Raw genomic sequence first — 18,393 nt, 5'->3', positions numbered from 1 at the left:
GGAAAATAAAAAGCTCCCTTAAAAACAGCAAAAAGTCAGCCCTGCTTATAAGTTAATTTATTTTTAGCAAGTGCTGACTTTATAGAGTTATGACGGACTTTCATTCCATTGTTTTTTTAAAACAGCCTCCTGTTTTTCCAGACGAAGCAAGAATATATTCAGCCCTAGACCAATCACTGTTAAGACACTGAAAAATAAATACACATGAAAGATGCTGTAATGATCAAAAATAATGCCGCCGATAAAAGTATTGAACCAGTTGCCAAGCCCATTGCCAATCGCCGAATAGAAGGTGATTGATGTTGCAATTAAATGGACTGGCGCTATTCTTCTAATATATTGTAGACCTGCCGGAATAAACAGCCCCACACCAAATCCTTGCAGAAAAGCAGTGGCATAAACGAGTGTTAAATTCGGTTCTGTAAAATAAAAAATCCATCTGATTAAGGAGAGTATTCCCGAAAATAATGTAATTTCTAACAGGCCGAATTTTTTTATCCATGCCCCTGCAATTCGCATAAAAGGGACTTCTGACAGGACCGCTATTAAAAAGGCTATCCCTATTCCGGTATATGTACCTCCGCTTCCTTCCACAAACAAACCAAAAAAAGTGTTGTTAGCCAGATTCGGACTAAAAATCATAAACGTGATGATTAAAAACAGCATGTACTTTTTATGGGCTAACAGCTTGCTTGCTCCTTTAAGGGGATTGCTGTTTGCAGCAGCTTTTTCACGGGGCATCTTAACTGTTGTAAGCGAGCAAATCAGCAATGCAGCGAAAAAGGAAATAAAAATAATGCTCGGGGAAACTTCTGAAATCCTGCCCATTACAAAGACAGCAATCCCAAAACCTAAAGCTCCGTACATCCGCACATTTCCGTAATCAAGATTATGTTCACTCGTGTATTTTATCGTGATGCTGTCAGAAATCGGGACGATTGCACTTTGGAATACGGCAATCAATGTCGCAATCACAAAAATCCAGATAAACTGGTCCATAAACAAATACCCTAGACCACATAATCCAGCAAAAAATGCGCATAATTTAAGGATAGATGTGGGCGCATTTGTCTTATCAGAAAGAATTCCCCAAAAGGGTTGAAAAAATATGGTGACAACAGGGCCAATCGACATGATAATGCCAATTTCAAAACCAGATAAACCAATCGAATTGTTTAAATAGACACTAAGCAGCGGAGCTATGCTGCCGCTGCCAAAAAAGGCAAAAAAATAAAAGCATTGCAGGATAAAAAGTTGTTTTTGTGTTTTCATTTAAGTCCGGTCTCCTTTGCTTTTACCATTATATATCAGCATCTGAATACATGAAATGAATTTACAGAAAAAAACCAATAAGGAGCTTATATTTATGCTGGAGGCTGCAATATGGGGAGCTATCGCTAGTCTGTCTTTGTTTATCGGAAGTATAATCGGCCTTTGTTTTGAGGTACCTGCAAAAGTGAATGCCTATTTGATGGCACTGGGAACAGGAGTGCTTATCGGTGCTTCTGCCTTTGACCTGCTTGTCGAATCAATGGAAAAGAGCGGGCTTTTGATGACTTCTGTCTCTTTTCTTGGAGGGGCCCTTCTGTTTACTTTAATTGAAGTTTTCTTGTATATGAAAGGCGGTACAAACAGAAAACGGTCAACCGGAAATATTGCTTCCCATTCCGGCATAGCCATATTCATCGGAACTTTAATGGATGCTATTCCCGAATCGTTAATTATCGGTTTAAGCTTGATCGCAACCAACCATGTCGACATTCTGTTTATTGTCGCCATCTTAATCAGCAATTTTCCGGAGGCCCTTTCTTCTACTGTCGGCTTAAAAAAAGATGGCTACAAAAAAAGAAAGATTTTATTTCTATGGGCAAGTGTTGTAGGTATATCCGCACTAAGCAGCTTAATCGGCTACTCATTTATGGCAAATGCCTCCGAAATAGTTATTGCGAGTATTGAAGCTTTTGGTGCTGGAGGACTAATTGCAATGGTTTGTTCCACTATGCTGCCTGAAGCTTACCAAAAGGCTGGTCCGGTCGTTGGGTTTATCAGCTGTATCGGCTTAATGATTGCTCTTGGACTGACCTAAGATTCTGCTATCTTATTTAGCGATCTTCTTTTGACTGCTAGTTACATTTACGTCTTTTAGCTTCCCTTTTTTTCCGGAAAGGATGTACATATTTACTGCTCCGACAAACAAGCCTCCGCCAATAATATTGCCAATAGTCACCGGAATAAGATTATGAAGCGCGTTTCCTATTGTAATAAATTCAGGATGGGGAACAATTAATGCAATGGAAAACAGTCCCATATTGGCAATACTGTGTTCATAGCCTGAGACCATAAAGCCGAAAACAATAAGCATGGTAGCTAATACTTTTCCCACATCTTCTTTCATATTCATTGGAATCCAAATTGCCAAACAAACAAGCCAGTTACACAGTATAGCCCGTATAAACAGCTCTAATGTTGTTGCGCTCATTTTGCTGTTTGCGACCTCCATCAGCCAAGTTGTTTTTTCCTCCAAATGAAACAACCCGGAATAGTAAATAAGAACCGCAAAAAGTACAGCGCCGGCAAAATTGCCTAAATATACGGTAACCCAGTTATAAAACGTATCACTCCAGGTTGTTCTGCCGGCAATTGTGCTCATTGTAAAGGCCATTGTATTTCCGGTAAAAAGCTCCCCACCCCCATACATGATAAGCACTAGTGCCAGGCCGAAAAACATAGCTGTCATCATATAAGTTCCGGGCGAATGTACATCATAAAAAGGCTGTGCCAGCTTATAACAAATCACAAGGGCAAAGCCAATATACATACCTGCTAAAATTGCTTTTGTAAAATACCGGAGAAAGGAGCAATCAATCAGCTCTTTCTTTTTTAAAGCATAGGCAACCGCCTTCTTAATTGGTTCCTGTTCCATTTTGTGTTCACCCTCTCTCAATCAACAGTTTGCTCACTATTGAACAATCAATGACATTATATATTATTTTTTTGAGAGAATGACAAAGAAAAAACATGTTTCACAAAATTGTAGCATTTATTGCCTTTTTTCCTATTCATACGATGGAAACAGCATATAATGTACAACGGAACATGTTTTTAGCAGTGTAATTTAATGTGTTGTAGAGGAAGTCAATTTATTAGGTTGGCGGATGGGAACGATTAAATGTGATCTAGGTTTAGTGAAGCTTATTTTGATCCCTGATTTTTTCATCTTATTTACTAAATCAACAAGCTGTTTTCTAGCCATTTATATCTACTCCTTTATGTCCTGTTATATGTAGTGTACAGAAAATATATGAAAAAAATATGAACATTTAATAAAATTTTATTGATATTTTACGTATTCCCCAATCCAAGCACCTAAAACTCGTTTTAGTCATTTTAACGCTTACAAATCATATTCGCTTAAGATTAAACAATTCCTCCTTTTTTTATAAAAAATCTCAAATCTTACATAAGGAAAACGCGGAGATTGAGTAAGTTTTTCTAAGAAAAATTCGCTCTTCCCTGTTAATGATGGTATAATTTTATGGATATTGTATTTTGGAGGAAAAAATATAAATGATAACAGTTAGCAATGTTGGTCTTCGATATGGTGATCGTAAATTATTTGAAGATGTTAATATTAAATTCACACCTGGGAATTGTTATGGTTTAATCGGGGCAAATGGTGCCGGTAAATCAACTTTCCTTAAAATTCTTTCCGGTGAACTGGAAGCTCAATCCGGTCATGTTTCATTAGGCCCTGGAGAAAGGCTTGCTATCCTGAAACAGAACCATTTTGAGTACGAGGAGCATGAAGTGCTGCAAGTAGTCATCATGGGTCATACAAGACTGTATGAAGTAATGAAGGAAAAAGATGCTATTTATATGAAAGAAAACTTCTCTGACGAGGACGGTATGAAAGCTGCTGAACTTGAAGGTGAATTTGCTGAATTAAATGGTTGGGAAGCTGAATCAGAGGCGGCAATCCTATTAAAAGGATTAGGAATCAATGAAGATCTGCACAATAAAAAAATGGCAGACATCAGCGGATCAGAAAAAGTTAAGGTACTTCTTGCACAAGCACTATTTGGTCAGCCAGACGTTCTTTTGCTTGATGAGCCTACAAACCATCTTGATATCGGCGCAATCCAGTGGCTAGAAGAATTCTTAATCAACTTCGAGAATACTGTTATTGTTGTTTCCCATGACAGACATTTCTTGAACAAAGTATGTACTCATATTGCTGATTTGGATTACAGCAAAATTCAGATTTATGTTGGTAACTACGATTTCTGGTATGAGTCAAGCCAATTAGCTTCTAAAATGGCAAATGATGCAAACAAGAAAAAAGAAGAAAAAATTAAAGAGCTGCAAAACTTTATCGCACGATTCAGTGCAAATGCATCAAAATCCAAGCAGGCAACATCAAGAAAAAAATTGCTTGATAAAATTTCTCTGGACGATATTAAACCATCTTCTAGAAAATATCCATATGTTGCATTTACACCTGAAAGAGAAATAGGAAATGACCTATTGCGTGTAGAGAATCTGTCAAAAACAATTGATGGCGTTAAAGTTCTAGATAACATCAACTTTATCATGAACAAAGATGACAAAATTGCTCTTGTTGGAAAAAATGAACTGGCAAAAACTACTCTATTCCGCATTTTAATGGGAGAAATTGAGCCAGACAGCGGTTCCTTCAAATGGGGAATTACGACAACACAAAGCTACTTCCCTGCAGATAACTCTGAATACTTCGCACGTGACGAGCAAAGCCTAGTTGATTGGCTGCGCCAATACTCACCAAATGATCAGACAGAAAGCTTCTTGAGAGGTTTCCTTGGCAGAATGCTGTTCTCTGGTGAAGAAGTAATGAAAAAACCTAGCGTTCTTTCCGGAGGAGAAAAAGTCCGCTGCATGCTTTCCAAAATGATGCTTAGCGGTTCCAACGTGCTGCTTATGGATGAACCAACAAACCACTTGGATCTTGAATCCATTACAGCATTAAACAACGGCCTTATTAACTTTAAAGGCTCCTTGCTGTTCGCATCACATGACCATCAGTTTGTTTCTACAATCGCAAACAGAATCTTTGAGATTACACCAAGCGGCCTAGTAGACAAACAAGTAACTTATGATGAGTACTTGGAAGATGCACAGCTGCAAAAGCAAGTAGCTGAAATGTATAAATAAGTACAAAAAAATGGGCCCAGCTTGTTGCAGGGCCCATTTTTTATTGCACTATAATATTGATAATGGGTTAGTAGGTATTTTTAACTTATTTGTTAAAGTGATACAAAATACCCATAAAAATTAATTTATAGTATAATTAACCTATATGATTCCGCTAGGTTTAAAAAAAATTTTTTAAGTTATAAAAAGTTATAAAGGAGTATTTTATTTATGAAAGAGAAAGAAAAACATTCGGTAGGATCTTTTCTAGCTTTGTTAATTGTCATTGGCTTGTGGCAAGTTCGAGATACAGTCATAAGTATTTCGCCAATTTTTGAGAATGCAATCATTTATCTGTTTTCTTCCATATTTATTGGTATTTTCATAGGATTATTCATAATTAATCTTTTGCCTTCTAAGAAAAAGAAACCAAAAAACAAAGCAAAAGCAAAATCAAAGACACAACATACTAAAAATAAAACAGCTTCATCCACTAAAAAAGTCAATAACACATCTGTTAAACATGCTTTGCAACATAAAGACAATGAAATTATGACACTTCCTTTTACTGAACTAACATGGAGAGACTTTGAACGCTTATGCTACTTGTATTATAAAGCTAAAGGTTGTAATCCTCGTGAAACTCCCAATGGAGCAGATGGCGGTGTAGATTTAATTATTTATGATAAACAGCATCAGGCAGATGTAGCTATTCAGATAAAGCACTATCAAAAAGGAAAGCAAATTACAGTTAAAGAAATAAGAGAATTGCATGCAGCTAAAAGGAACCACCAATGTATACTAGCTGACTTTATAACAACTTCTACATATACGAATGCAGCTCTAATCGAAGCGGATAAATTCAAAATTAGGTGCAGGCAAAAAGATTGGGTTGAAAATAAGATTTTACGTTGGAGAGATGAAGCTGGTGCAAAGTTAAAATAGTTTTTTTGTCTGCTAAAACAGTAAGAACTAACCCTCCATTTGCCGTGGAGGGTTAGTTTGTAAGTAAAAGATAATTATTCATTCAAAAAAAGGATGGAATTAGAGCAAAGTGGTGAGACTCCTACAAGAATAGCGAAACAGCCTTGTCCCACTGGAAAGCGAACCACAGCAGTGCTAATCAACATCCCTAGTTTACCAATAAATTTATCAAGCTTATTATCAAACAGTCTTCTTTTGCCATCTTTTCTTTTTGTATATAACAGCAGCTGCTATGATACCAATAACAAGGACACCAGCTATGACCTTAATAGAAAGATAAGAACTATCGCTTTCTTCCTTATTACTTAAAGTGTCACCAGCTTGAAGCACATCGAGAGGCACCTTTTCCTTCAGCTGAAGTGATTGAATAGTATCGCCAGCTTTTGTCTGCATCAACAGCTCTCCATTCGGTGTGATAACTGGTGTGCTGTTATCCTTCGGAACAGTGACAAGCTCGGTCTTTTCTGTTTGAAAGACTTTACCTGCAACTGGATATTGCATACCTGGCGGAAACGTGTCATTTATAAAATTTTTGAAGCCATAATCAAACATTGCTTCTGTATCTTCATAAACATCCTCTTTCCAATCACCTTTCAGGACAATTGCAATTAAGTTTAGCCCGTCATTGGCAGCAGACGTTGCTAATGTTTGTTTGGATTGATCTACATAGCCGGTTTTCCCACCGTTGACACCTTCATACGGCAGTTCTCCCTTTAACATAAGATGGTGGGTAACAAGCGTCGTATCCCAAGATAATCCATCCCAGTTCAACTCTTTCGTACCGAAAATAGCTCGGAAGGCTTCATTTCTTAACGCATACTTTGTGATAAGCGCCATATCATAAGCAGTCGTATAATGGTTTTCATTGAACAAACCACTTGGATTCGTAAAATGAGTCGACTTTACTTTTATTTCTGTTTTCAAATAGTCATTAAAGTTTTGTTCAAATTGCGCAGGACTTCCATCTAGATATTCTGCAACTGCATCTGCAGCATCATTGCCTGAATTGACAAGCATACCATTCAGCAGTTTTTCCAGACTGACTTTTTCCCCAGTCTCTAAATAAACACTGGTTCCCTCTTCTTCTGCTGCATGTTTGCTTACCATTACCATATCGTCTAAAGAACCTTTTTCTAATGCGTATATGGCCGTAGCGATTTTCGTCAAGCTCGCTGGATACATTTTTTTATAGCCGTTTTTTTGGAATAGTACTGCACCTGTTTTTTCATCAAGCAAAAGTGCCGACTCGCTCTTTAACTCGAGTTCTTTCTCCTCTTTTCCTGCAGCTGATGCAGTTGACGCAAAAAGAAAGCTCAAAAGAACAAGTGCGGCAATACTAATCTTCATCTGTAAATCACCTAATTTTTCGTCTCTTTTCAATTACCATGACTATTTTACCAGATTTTACTCTTGATTGCACAGCGATCATATGTTTCAATTCATTATCATTTTCTATATTTGGATAATTTATTAGAAAATTTTTTCAAACTAACGTTTAAATGACAGCAAACACCGTTGACCAAGTCAGCGGTGTTTCCTGTCATTAGATTAAGCTGTTATTTAATTCCTTTGCTTTATTAACGGCATGAAGATACACTTTCTCTGGAAAACCCGTAATCCTCAGCAGTTCGATTGCGTTTCTTGTGTTGGACGCACCTTCTTTTATTAAAAAATCAAAGATGATTTCATCGTCTACTATCTGTTCTCTGAAATGATAATTTTTGTATTTATGATTAAGCATCTCTGTTAATTCTATATCATGAGTTGCCGCCATGATTTTTGTATTGCTGCAATGATTTAAATATTCCAGTACTGATTCGGCGGCAGCAACCCTCTCCATTGTATTAGTGCCTTTAAAAATCTCATCCATAAATACATACAATAACATATCACTGCTATTGTTTCTTCTGTCAAAGATTCTTTTCAATGCCTTAATTTCACTTAAAAAATAGCTTTGTCCCTTTTCGATATCATCAGACATTGCCATGGAAGAGTAAACCTCCCCTCTTGTAAGTCTGATTTTATGGCTAGTACTTGTATTTAAAGCTTGTGAAAATATAATATTTACAGCAATAGTTTTGATGAAGGTCGATTTTCCTGAAGCATTCGAACCTGTCAGCAAACTATTTTGCGTGAATTCAAAGTCATTGCCAACAGGGTTGCTTACTAAAGGATGATAGCCATTAACAATTGTCAAAGAATCATTATCAGTGTATTCTGGCAAACAATAATATGGCAATGTTTTTCTCCACAAAGCAATCGAATAATACAAATCAATTTCCGCTGTTTTTCTCCATGCCAACTCGTATGTTTGACTGTTATTGTTTATAAGATAAACGATGTAATGAAAAACAAAATAATCTATAAGAAAAATTGATTTCAACATCGTAAATAGTTGCAGTATTAAATTTGTACCCGTCGGATCATCTTTCAATAAAAAAACACTGATAAAAGGAGCACTTTTTAGTTTACTTGTCTTTTTTAAAAAGTCAGTGTCCTGATTTAGCTTCGCGATATTTCTGGAGGTAAGCAGGATAGTTAGGCAATAAAACAAGCTTTCATATTCAGCTTCGTTTTTAGAACGGTTTATGTAGAATAAAAAACTGTTCACTAATATGCTAATAAAAAATAACCCTAAACCAATTTGAAGGGAAAATCCAATGATTGCTAATCCTATAATCGGAAGCAAACCTAGCAATATATATATTTTATTGAAACTACTATCAGGTTTTGCATAAATATATTTGGAAGAGTTAGCATACGGTGCTTTTCCTAATGCTGATAAAATCAGTGATAACTTCGTGCGGTATTCTTTGTTTAAACTTATTTTTTCTATCTTTTTTTCTTCAAACAAATGCGTTTCATGTGGTGCTTTTAATCGATAGTACAGCAATTCCTCACCGATTGATGTAAAGGTGAAATTAATCGTCTTAAAAATTTTAGTCAAATTTAGATCATGCCAGGTAATATGATCGACGACAGCATTCTTTTCTTTATTTAAGTTCACATTTTCATAGAGATATGTAAATGTTTCATGGAAATTTTCTGTATGATCTAATTTCTCATTCTTGTCCCATAAACTTAAAATAAGCTTTTTCCTTTTCCGCGAATAATACATATTAACAAGTACAGCTATTCCGCTTACTATTACGATTATAAAAACATAAAACATATTTTCCTCCTATTCTAGCATTTGAATATACTTTATTTTAACTTAAAATCCAATTTATTACCAAATTTGTTTTTTATTATCTTATTTGAATGCGTAGAATTATTTAATTTACAATAGAAAAAAGAGCTGAATAATATTTCAGCTCCTTTTACCCTTAGCAACAAGCATTGTTACTTGTGCTGATGTAAACGGCAGGGATGACTTCCTTCTATACCCTAAATACTTTGGCTCCCATATGTCACAATATTTGTTTTTAAAATTCCGCAATCCTTGAAAATGATAAAAAACATGTCCGTGCTTAAAGATTTGCGCGGCCACCTTTTCACTTAAGAAGGAAAAGCGTGAAATCCCAAGATTGGATAATGGAGCCATTCCTAAATTACAGCTTTCCGTCCCTGCTTCCTTCAAATACTCAAAGGTATGCAAATACAGAAAATCCATCGATCCAGATGGAGCGCCAGGCAAACTTCTCATTAAATCTATCGACCACATTTGTTTTTGTTGATAGGAAGGAATCAGTGTTAAAAATGAAATTATTTTACCATCAGGATCTTTTACGTAGATTATTTTACATGAATTTATATAATCCCTTTCAAAAAAACCTAATGAAAAGCCTTTTTCTCTTCTTCCTCCAAGCCATCTGTAGCTTATATTCTCCAGTTCATTTAAAAGTTTTAGATCATGTTCTGGCAAAGAAACTTGCACAGTATAGCCTTCTCTTTCAAATTTATTTTTTATCGCTCGATAATTTTTCATTTTTTTACCTGTCAGTGAAAAGCTGTTCAAGTCTACATGCCCTTCTTCACCAAGCTTAAAAAAATCATATCCGTTAGCATGTAGAATCGGCAGCATATTTCGGCTCGTTTGGTAAAAGACGGGCGTAAATCCATAAATATCAGCTTTTTCATAAAGCTCCTCCACGGCTTTTACAAAGTCTTTCTCTTCGCCGATAGGGTCTCCTAAAACAATCAGTTTGTCTGCATATGTTTCATATGCAAACAGCACATTCCGCTCTTTATTCCAAAAGATATATTTATCATGCAAAAAGATAAGATGTGCTAAAGTGGTGCCATTATACTTTTCCAAATGTTCCATTATCTCTGCTTCCATTTCTCTAGATGGCAATTTTGTTAAGCTCTTCGGCTTCTTAATCCAATAGCCTACAAGGATGATGATAAGAGCAATAAATAAAGAAACAAATGCACTCCAAAACAGACTTTTTGCATCTGAAATAATATAGGGCTTCACAAATTTAGGGACACTTGCAATGCTTGTTGGCAAATTTAAATAACCAAGCGTCAAATAACCAAATGAAAAAAAGGATATAACAATTATGTCAAAGCAAATTTTCCCCCAGGTTAGGACAAAGCTCTCCCGGTAGAACTTGCCCCTTGAGAGCAGCAGAAGGATTAACACAACAACGATGATTGTTGCTTCTTCATAATCAAGCCCTTTTAAAAATGTCGTAACAGCCGCAATCGCCAAAACGAATAAAGTGAGATGATAGGTCCTCTTTTCCCTGTATTCTATCCCTCTAGCAAGACCTAAAAGGACAAGACCTGCTCCGACGGATACGTGATGGGAAATGTTCATGACAGGCAAACTGATAAATTGCTCTGTAAGGCGCAGTCTTTCTAAAATCCCTGGTACTGCACCTGAGATTAACAGCAAAATTCCTGAAAGAAACACAAGAATTGTCAGAAAGAAATGACTGATATTCTGCACAACTGCACGCGGGATATTGTTCCAATATTTATTCCACTTTTTCCATAAATCGCGAATAAGCAAAATCAAACCAGTGAAGAACGGTATAAAATAGTAGCCTATTCTGTACAGGAGAAGCACAACAAGCAGTTTTTCTGTAGAGACACCTATATATTCAAGGCCCCATAGAAATACAAGGTCAAATGCTCCGATTCCACCAGGAATCATGCTGACAATCCCAGCACCGACAGCAATAAGGAAAATCTTCAGAAAGTCCCAGCCTCCTACAGGGAGGTCAACAAGGCATGCGAGCCAATATAAGTAGAAATAAATGAAGCTCCACTCTAAAATAGATGCACCGAGCAGCGAAGCTGCCATGGTACGGGATTTAATAATCTTATGTAAATTGGTTTTCTTTATGAAATAGCTGAGGATAAGGGTTGGCAGTATGGCCGAAACGACTAAGGTTGTCACCATCAGCCAATGATGATTCTGTATGAGCGGCATCTTCCAGCTGTCAAATAAAATCACCCAAGTTAAAAAACTAACTCCAGTTAAGTAAAACATCGTAATAAAAGCAATACCCTTCATCAGCCTCTTCTTGTCTTGCTCATATTCTTTATAAAAATAAGTTCTTAAGGCGATACCAATTAATCCGCCAAATCCAAGCAGATTAGAAAAGGAATTGCTGATAAGAGAATACTTGGTCAGCTGTTTCACTGATATTTGTGCATTTAAATATTTGCTTAAAAAATGATCATAAAAATACATTGGCGATAACGCTATAAATCCAAAAACAACGATGAGGACTAGCTCCAAAAAGTCCAATTTATCAATATATTTCATTAACAGCCCGAAATCGATGGTAAGGAACATATCCCTGAATTCCAATGAAACAAGCAGCAGCAAGGTTACTGGAAATAGTATTTTCAGCAGCAGCATTATTCGGTCTTTTGTTATAAACGACATTAAAACACCTCAAAAAATTTTTTGCGCTTCAATTGATATTTAGTAATCATTAAAGCATGTCCATCATTGCCTTTGACTTACATGAAAGACCAATGAATGGCAGATAAAAATAAGAATACAAACCAGGAGAAAAAAATACATACTCCCCTATCATATCTTAAATCGGCTGTGCGGAAAATAAAAATTAACTTTTTTACATGCATTTTCCATTAGTAAAATTATGCACAAGTCACATTACTGCTAATCCTATAGTTCACTGGTAATTTAAAATCCCATTAAAACAGATTTACTATTTTGCTTTTCTATTATATAACAGTTAACAAAAAGCAATTTTGTTATACACTTTAAAATACGAAGATTTTATGCTATTTCACTTTTCTCCCCCCTCCCCAAGTCTTGTCATATCAACAGTTCACAGATTAGTCACAGAATTGCCTTAACTTATACATAATTTTGTGAAATACATCACATTATTATCTGTTATATTTAATTTAGAAATATTTTTAATATCTGTTATACAAAAAAAGAGGTGACTAGTAATGGAAAAGCTGGAAACAAATTATTGGAATGGATTTAAAAGCGGCAGTTGGGAAAAGGAAGTGAATGTGCGCGACTTTATCTTAAAGAATTTCAAACCGTATCACGGCGACTCTTCTTTTTTAAGCGGTCCGACTGTGGAGACAACGCAGCTGTGGGAACAAGTTCTTGAGCTTTCTAAGAAAGAAAGAGACAGAGGCGGTGTTTATGATCTCGACACTGACATCCCTTCTACAATTACATCGCATGGTCCTGGTTATTTGGACAAAACAAAGGAAAAGATTGTCGGTGTTCAAACAGATGAGCCATTCAAAAGATCCTTCCAGCCTAACGGCGGCATCAGAATGGCAGTGCAAGCGTGTGAGTCTTACGGTTATAAAGCAGACGAAAAATTAGAAGAGTTCTTTACTAAACACCGAAAAACACATAATGCCGGCGTCTTTGATGCATACACAGATGAAATGCGCCTTGCACGAAAAGCAGCAATTATCACAGGGCTCCCTGATGCATATGGACGGGGTCGGATTATCGGCGATTATCGCCGTGTAGCTTTATACGGTATTGACTTCTTAATAAAAGAAAAACAAAAAGACAAAAAAGCAACAAGCTCAATTATGACAGAAGATGTTATGCGTCTTAGAGAGGAAGTTTCAGAGCAAATCCGTGCTTTAGCTGAACTGAAGGAGCTGGGAGAAAGCTACGGCTTCGATTTGTCCAGACCAGCTGCTAATACACAAGAAGCGTTTCAATGGCTGTATTTAGCTTATCTGGCAGCAATTAAAGAGCAAAACGGGGCAGCAATGAGTCTTGGACGTGTTTCCACTTTTCTTGATATTTATATTGAACGAGATTTAGAGCTGGGATTACTAACAGAGAAACAAGTCCAAGAGATTGTCGATCATTTCATCATGAAGCTGCGCCTTGTTAAGTTCGCCAGAACGCCAGACTATAACGAACTGTTCAGCGGCGATCCTACATGGGTAACTGAGTCAATTGGGGGTATGGCTAATGACGGACGGCCGCTTGTGACAAAGAACTCATTCCGCTTTCTCCATACACTTGATAATCTCGGACCTGCGCCTGAACCGAACTTAACAGTTCTTTGGTCCACCCAGTTACCGGAGAATTTTAAAAAGTACTGTGCTCAAATGTCCATTCAAACAAGCTCGATTCAATATGAGAATGATGACATTATGAAACCTCACTGGGGTGATGATTACGGAATTGCCTGCTGTGTTTCTGCGATGGAAATAGGCAAGCAAATGCAGTTCTTCGGCGCTCGTGCGAATCTTGCAAAATGTCTTCTATATGCAATTAACGGAGGCAAAGATGAAAAATTGAAAGTACAGGTCGGCCCTGACTACAGCCCTGTTGCTTCTGAGTATTTGGATTATGACGAAGTGATGGAGAAATTCGATCAAATGATGGAATGGCTGGCAGGTCTTTATATCAATACATTAAACGTCATCCATTATATGCATGACAAATACAGCTATGAAAGAATAGAAATGGCCTTGCATGATACAGAAATATTACGGACGATGGCAACTGGAATTGCTGGACTAAGCGTAGTGGCAGACTCATTGAGCGCTATCAAATATGCAAAAGTGAAAGCAATCAGGGATGAAAACGGCATTGCCGTTGATTTTGCCACAGAAGGAGATTATCCGAAATACGGAAACAACGATGATAAAGTTGACAGCATTGCCGTTTCTATTGTCGAAAGCTTTATGAAAAAGCTGCGGAAACATGTGACTTACCGCAACTCTATGCACACAATGTCCATCCTGACGATTACTTCGAATGTTGTGTATGGTAAAAAGACAGGAAACACACCGGATGGGCGCCGTGCCGGCGAACCGTTCGCACCTGGAGCAAATCCAATGCATGGCCGGGATACAAAAGGCACATTAGCCTCTCTGTCATCTGTTGCTAAACTTCCTTATGATTCATCTTTGGACGGTATATCTAATACTTTCTCTATTGTTCCTAAAGCACTCGGCAAAGAGGAAGAAGACCGTGCATCCAATCTTGTATCTATATTAGACGGTTACGGAGTAAAGGCCGGTCATCATTTAAATGTAAACGTATTTAACAGAGAAACACTTCTAGATGCAATGAAGCATCCAGAATCATATCCGCAGTTGACTATTCGTGTCTCAGGTTATGCCGTCAACTTTATTAAACTGACACGTGAACAGCAATTGGATGTCATTAACAGAACATTCCACGAATCTATGTAATTTATCCCCTCTCAGGCTTGCAGTAAGAATTGCTGCTAGCCTGAGAAGATTGCTTTTATAAAAAGCCGGCATACAAGGAAAAGTGAGACCCCTTCTTTCCCTTGTATGCCTAATAAATTGCCCCACACACAGAAAGGAGCATAATCATGAAAGGCAATATCCATTCCATTGAAACATTTGGAACCGTTGATGGACCAGGCATACGATATGTATTATTTATGCAAGGCTGTTTGTTGCGCTGCCAATTTTGCCACAATGCAGATACTTGGGAAATGAATGTTGGCAAAGAAGTTGAAGTAAAGGAAATCATCGACGATTTAACAGCCTACCTCCCTTTTATTCATGCATCAGGAGGAGGAATAACAGTAAGCGGAGGTGAACCGCTGCTGCAGCTCCCCTTTCTAATCGAACTGTTTAAAGAATGTAAAAAAATAGGTATTCATACAGCAATTGACACATCAGGAGGCTGCTATTCAACAGCACCTCATTTTCAAGAACAGCTACTAGAGCTATTTTCCTTTACAGATTTAATTTTACTAGATTTAAAGCATATCAACCGTAAAAAACATATTAAATTAACAGGAATGGGAAATGACCATATCCTTGCCTTTGCTACCTTTCTGTCTGAAAAACAGATACCTGTTTGGATACGGCATGTTCTCGTACCAACTATTAATGACAGTCGAGAAGACTTGAGTATGCTTGGAGATTTTATTGCGACATTGTCTAATATCGAAAAAGTTGAAATCCTTCCTTACCATAAACTAGGTGTTTATAAATGGGAATCGCTTGGTCTAGAATACCCATTAAAAGGAATTGAACCTCCAAGTGAAGCCTCTGTCCAGTTCGCATATAACATGCTTACAGGCTCTCAAATAAATAATTAAGATGATTTTTCGACAGAGAAAAGCCTCAAGCAAAATAGAATCATTAGCTCGAGGCTTTATATTTATGACAGCTGCCAAAAGACAGCTAATGTGATTATTCTTCGTCTTCTCCATATTCTTCGTCTTCTTTAGAATCTTCAACTTTACCTTTTCCTACTGATAATCCCCATGTAAAGTTAACTGGTACGTTCAGCAGCAGCATGCTTAAGTTCACACCAAATAATGTCATAGTTTTTCCCTCCCTCTTACTATTTTTCCTGCCTATTTCTTCACTTAAAAAGTGAGCATCTTTTTTACTTACACTGCTAACTTATGTAAAACATCTAGGACATGCCTGTGTGAATAACCAGTTTTGGTTATTCACACCAAAAAAACCTCCCGTTTTATAACGAGAGGTTAATCCATTTATTTCTTCCACCAATCATCAAACATAGATGCAGGCACTTGTCGTTTATGTTCTGTAATTAAGTAACGAGCTTCAATTTTTTCAGCTGCTTCTTGTGGGACTTCCTTACCTTCTAAGTAGTCATCCAACTGATCATAAGAAATTCCAAGCTCTGTTTCATCTGCTTGACCTGGTTTCTCATCAAGCAAGTCAGCAGTCGGTACTTTTAAGTAAATTCTTTCTTCTGCTCCAAGTTCCTTTAACAGCTGTTTCCCTTGGCGCTTTGTAAGACCAGTTAACGGCAGTACATCTGCTCCGCCATCTCCATATTTTGTGAAGAAGCCTGTAACTGCCTCTGCAGCATGATCTGTACCAATTACTAGTAAATTTAACTGACCGCCAATTGCATACTGCGCAATCATTCTCGCTCTAGCCTTGATATTTCCTTTATGATAATCAGCTAGTGGAGTATCGGCCATTTCATCATAAACTCTCTTAAATTCGTCAACAGGACCACGAACATTGAATTCAAGCTCTTTATCTGCTGCAATAAACTTCAGTGCTTTGTTAGCGTCGTCTTCATCTGCTTGCACACCATATGGCAATCTTACTGCAACAAATGTAGCATCATAGCCTTCACTGCGAAGCTCTTCCACAGAAAGCTGAGCCAATCTGCCTGCAAGAGATGAATCCTGGCCCCCGCTTATTCCTAATACAAATCCTTTTGCTTTTGTCTTTTTCAAGTATTCTTTCAGAAAGTTAATGCGCAGTCTTATTTCTTCTTTAGCATCAATTTCAGGTTTCACGTTTAGTTCAGCGATAATTTGATTTTGTATGCTCATGTCAGCATTCCTCCTGTTATTCCTTATTTTTAATGTTGCTTTTTACTTTTTCTAAATGATTCATCTTGTTTTCCCAACAAAGCGGGCTTAAATCAACTGGATATTCCTCCGGATTGAGTGAACGCTTGTATTCATCCCACAGCACATCCAAGTTATCCTCCGCATATTTTTGTGATTCAAAAATTGTCGGTGACTTATAGATAAGCTCTCCATTTTGGAAAATATCCTTATGAATATCCTTCGCATGGAAATTAGTAACAAATTTACTGATATAAGTATGTGTTGGATGAAACATCTTTAAGCGCTCCTCTTCTTCTGGATGCTCCGTTTCCAAACAAATATAGTCACCTTCGGATTTATGGTTGATGCTGTTGATGATGCGGTATACCCTTTTAATGCCAGGTGTTGTCACCTTTTCTGGGTTTCCGCTGATTTTGATTGTATCTTGCATATTACCCTCTTCATCCTCAATTGAAACAAGCTTGTATACTCCGCCTAAAGCAGGCTGGTCAAAAGCAGTAATCAGCTTCGTGCCAATGCCCCATACATCAATCTGAGCTCCTTGAGCCTTCAAGTTGATAATCGTATATTCATCCAAATCATTGCTTGCTACAATTTTCGTATCTGTAAAACCTGCTTCATCAAGCATTTTTCGCGCAGCTTTGGAAAGATAAGCAAGGTCGCCGCTGTCTAATCTGATGCCGACAAAATTAATAGCATCACCAAGTTCCTTTGCCACTTTAATGGCATTGGGAACTCCTGAACGCAAAGTATCATACGTATCAACCAAAAAGACACAGTCTTTATGACGTCGTGCATACTTATGAAATGCCGTATATTCATCTCTGTAAGCCTGAATCATGCTATGAGCATGCGTTCCAGATACAGGGATGCCAAACAGCTTGCCTGCTCTAACATTGGACGTGGAGCTAAATCCGCCGATAAACGCTGCTCTTGTACCCCAAAGTGCCGCATCCAGTTCATGGGCGCGTCTGCTGCCAAATTCCATTACGACTCCCTCACCGATAGCATGCTTAATGCGAGATGCTTTTGTCGCAATCAATGTTTGGTAATTCACAATATTTAGCAATGCCGTCTCAATTATTTGGGCTTGAGCAAGCGGGGCCTCCACTCTTAACAATGGTTCATTAGCAAAAACGATTTCTCCTTCCTCTACTGAACGCAAGTTCCCGGTAAAACGAAAATCCTTTAAATACTCCAGAAAGTCCTCTTTAAAGCCGCTCTCTCTCAAATATTCAATATCACTGCTTGTGAAATGCAATTCTTTTATGTACTGAATTATTCTTTCTAATCCTGCAAAAACAGCGTATCCATTATTGAAAGGAAGCTTGCGAAAGTACACCTCAAATACAGCATTTCTTTCCGAAACGCCATCCTCCCAGTATGTTTCTGCCATATTAATTTGATATAAATCTGTATGCAGCATTAAGCTGTCATCACGAAAATTAAAACTCATGCTTTTCCTCCTGCGGTTTAACCAATT

14 protein-coding genes are annotated in these 18,393 nt (G+C 37.4%); 5 read left to right on the top strand and 9 right to left on the bottom strand.

The features are described 5' to 3' along the window. Positions 1 to 87: 87 nt before the first annotated feature. Entirely contained in the window at positions 88 to 1,272 is a 1,185-nt protein-coding gene (locus tag ACLIJJ_RS13165) for an MFS transporter (protein ID WP_233313960.1), read from the bottom strand. Positions 1,273 to 1,366: 94 nt separating this feature from the next. On the opposite strand from ACLIJJ_RS13165, the gene ACLIJJ_RS13160 reads away from it, so the two are divergent. Continuing rightward, on the top strand, positions 1,367 to 2,086 hold the full coding sequence (locus tag ACLIJJ_RS13160) for a ZIP family metal transporter (protein WP_233313961.1): 720 nt from the start codon (positions 1,367 to 1,369) through the stop codon (positions 2,084 to 2,086). Between the two features lie 12 nt (positions 2,087 to 2,098). On the opposite strand, the gene ACLIJJ_RS13155 is transcribed toward ACLIJJ_RS13160, so the two are convergent. Both ACLIJJ_RS13155 and ACLIJJ_RS13150 read right to left on the bottom strand, forming a co-directional pair. Next, the gene (locus ACLIJJ_RS13155; RefSeq protein WP_251647685.1) at positions 2,099 to 2,923 is read right to left on the bottom strand and encodes a formate/nitrite transporter family protein; all 825 of its coding nucleotides are present in this window, start codon (positions 2,921 to 2,923) and stop codon (positions 2,099 to 2,101) included. Between the two features lie 192 nt (positions 2,924 to 3,115). Then, on the bottom strand, positions 3,116 to 3,253 hold the full coding sequence (locus ACLIJJ_RS13150) for a hypothetical protein (RefSeq protein WP_233313963.1): 138 nt from the start codon (positions 3,251 to 3,253) through the stop codon (positions 3,116 to 3,118). A gap of 314 nt (positions 3,254 to 3,567) precedes the next feature. Here ACLIJJ_RS13150 and ACLIJJ_RS13145 point away from each other — a divergent pair, with 314 nt between their 5' ends. After that, positions 3,568 to 5,187 (top strand): ABC-F family ATP-binding cassette domain-containing protein, encoded by a 1,620-nt coding sequence (locus ACLIJJ_RS13145; RefSeq protein WP_233313964.1) that lies wholly within the window; start codon positions 3,568 to 3,570, stop codon positions 5,185 to 5,187. A gap of 210 nt (positions 5,188 to 5,397) precedes the next feature. Next, complete coding sequence (locus ACLIJJ_RS13140; protein ID WP_411411032.1) at positions 5,398 to 6,111, top strand: restriction endonuclease; 714 nt, start codon at positions 5,398 to 5,400, stop codon at positions 6,109 to 6,111. A 219-nt stretch (positions 6,112 to 6,330) separates the two neighbouring features. Here ACLIJJ_RS13140 and ACLIJJ_RS13135 read toward each other — a convergent pair whose 3' ends face one another. From ACLIJJ_RS13135 to mprF, 3 genes are all read right to left on the bottom strand, one after another. Then, on the bottom strand, positions 6,331 to 7,497 hold the full coding sequence (locus tag ACLIJJ_RS13135; protein WP_411411031.1) for a D-alanyl-D-alanine carboxypeptidase family protein: 1,167 nt from the start codon (positions 7,495 to 7,497) through the stop codon (positions 6,331 to 6,333). Between the two features lie 196 nt (positions 7,498 to 7,693). Further along, on the bottom strand, positions 7,694 to 9,322 hold the full coding sequence (locus tag ACLIJJ_RS13130) for a MutS-related protein (RefSeq protein WP_411411030.1): 1,629 nt from the start codon (positions 9,320 to 9,322) through the stop codon (positions 7,694 to 7,696). Between the two features lie 138 nt (positions 9,323 to 9,460). Further along, a complete protein-coding gene (gene mprF, locus ACLIJJ_RS13125; RefSeq protein ID WP_411411029.1) occupies positions 9,461 to 11,995 on the bottom strand; it encodes a bifunctional lysylphosphatidylglycerol flippase/synthetase MprF in 2,535 nt (844 codons plus the stop codon). 539 nt (positions 11,996 to 12,534) lie between these two features. Here mprF and pflB point away from each other — a divergent pair. Both pflB and pflA read left to right on the top strand, forming a co-directional pair. Next, positions 12,535 to 14,775 (top strand): formate C-acetyltransferase, encoded by a 2,241-nt coding sequence (gene pflB, locus ACLIJJ_RS13120; protein ID WP_233313968.1) that lies wholly within the window; start codon positions 12,535 to 12,537, stop codon positions 14,773 to 14,775. Positions 14,776 to 14,921: 146 nt separating this feature from the next. Then, entirely contained in the window at positions 14,922 to 15,662 is a 741-nt protein-coding gene (gene pflA, locus ACLIJJ_RS13115; protein ID WP_251647689.1) for a pyruvate formate-lyase-activating protein, read from the top strand. Positions 15,663 to 15,756: 94 nt separating this feature from the next. Here pflA and ACLIJJ_RS13110 read toward each other — a convergent pair whose 3' ends face one another. From ACLIJJ_RS13110 to ACLIJJ_RS13100, 3 genes are all read right to left on the bottom strand, one after another. Then, positions 15,757 to 15,891 carry a hypothetical protein gene (locus ACLIJJ_RS13110; RefSeq protein WP_267913287.1) on the bottom strand — a complete coding sequence of 45 codons (135 nt, stop codon included), beginning with the start codon at positions 15,889 to 15,891 and terminating at the stop codon, positions 15,757 to 15,759. A 176-nt stretch (positions 15,892 to 16,067) separates the two neighbouring features. Next, positions 16,068 to 16,889 carry an NAD(+) synthase gene (gene nadE, locus ACLIJJ_RS13105; protein WP_233313970.1) on the bottom strand — a complete coding sequence of 274 codons (822 nt, stop codon included), beginning with the start codon at positions 16,887 to 16,889 and terminating at the stop codon, positions 16,068 to 16,070. 16 nt (positions 16,890 to 16,905) lie between these two features. Further along, positions 16,906 to 18,366 (bottom strand): nicotinate phosphoribosyltransferase, encoded by a 1,461-nt coding sequence (locus ACLIJJ_RS13100; protein WP_233313971.1) that lies wholly within the window; start codon positions 18,364 to 18,366, stop codon positions 16,906 to 16,908. Between the last annotated feature and the right edge of the window lie 27 nt (positions 18,367 to 18,393).

This window comes from Niallia laureatilytica (assembly GCF_046613985.1).
In the GTDB taxonomy this organism is placed as follows: domain Bacteria; phylum Bacillota; class Bacilli; order Bacillales; family Cytobacillaceae; genus Niallia.
Note: the sequence above shows the minus strand (reverse complement) of the source record. Positions and strands in the feature narration are given on the sequence as shown.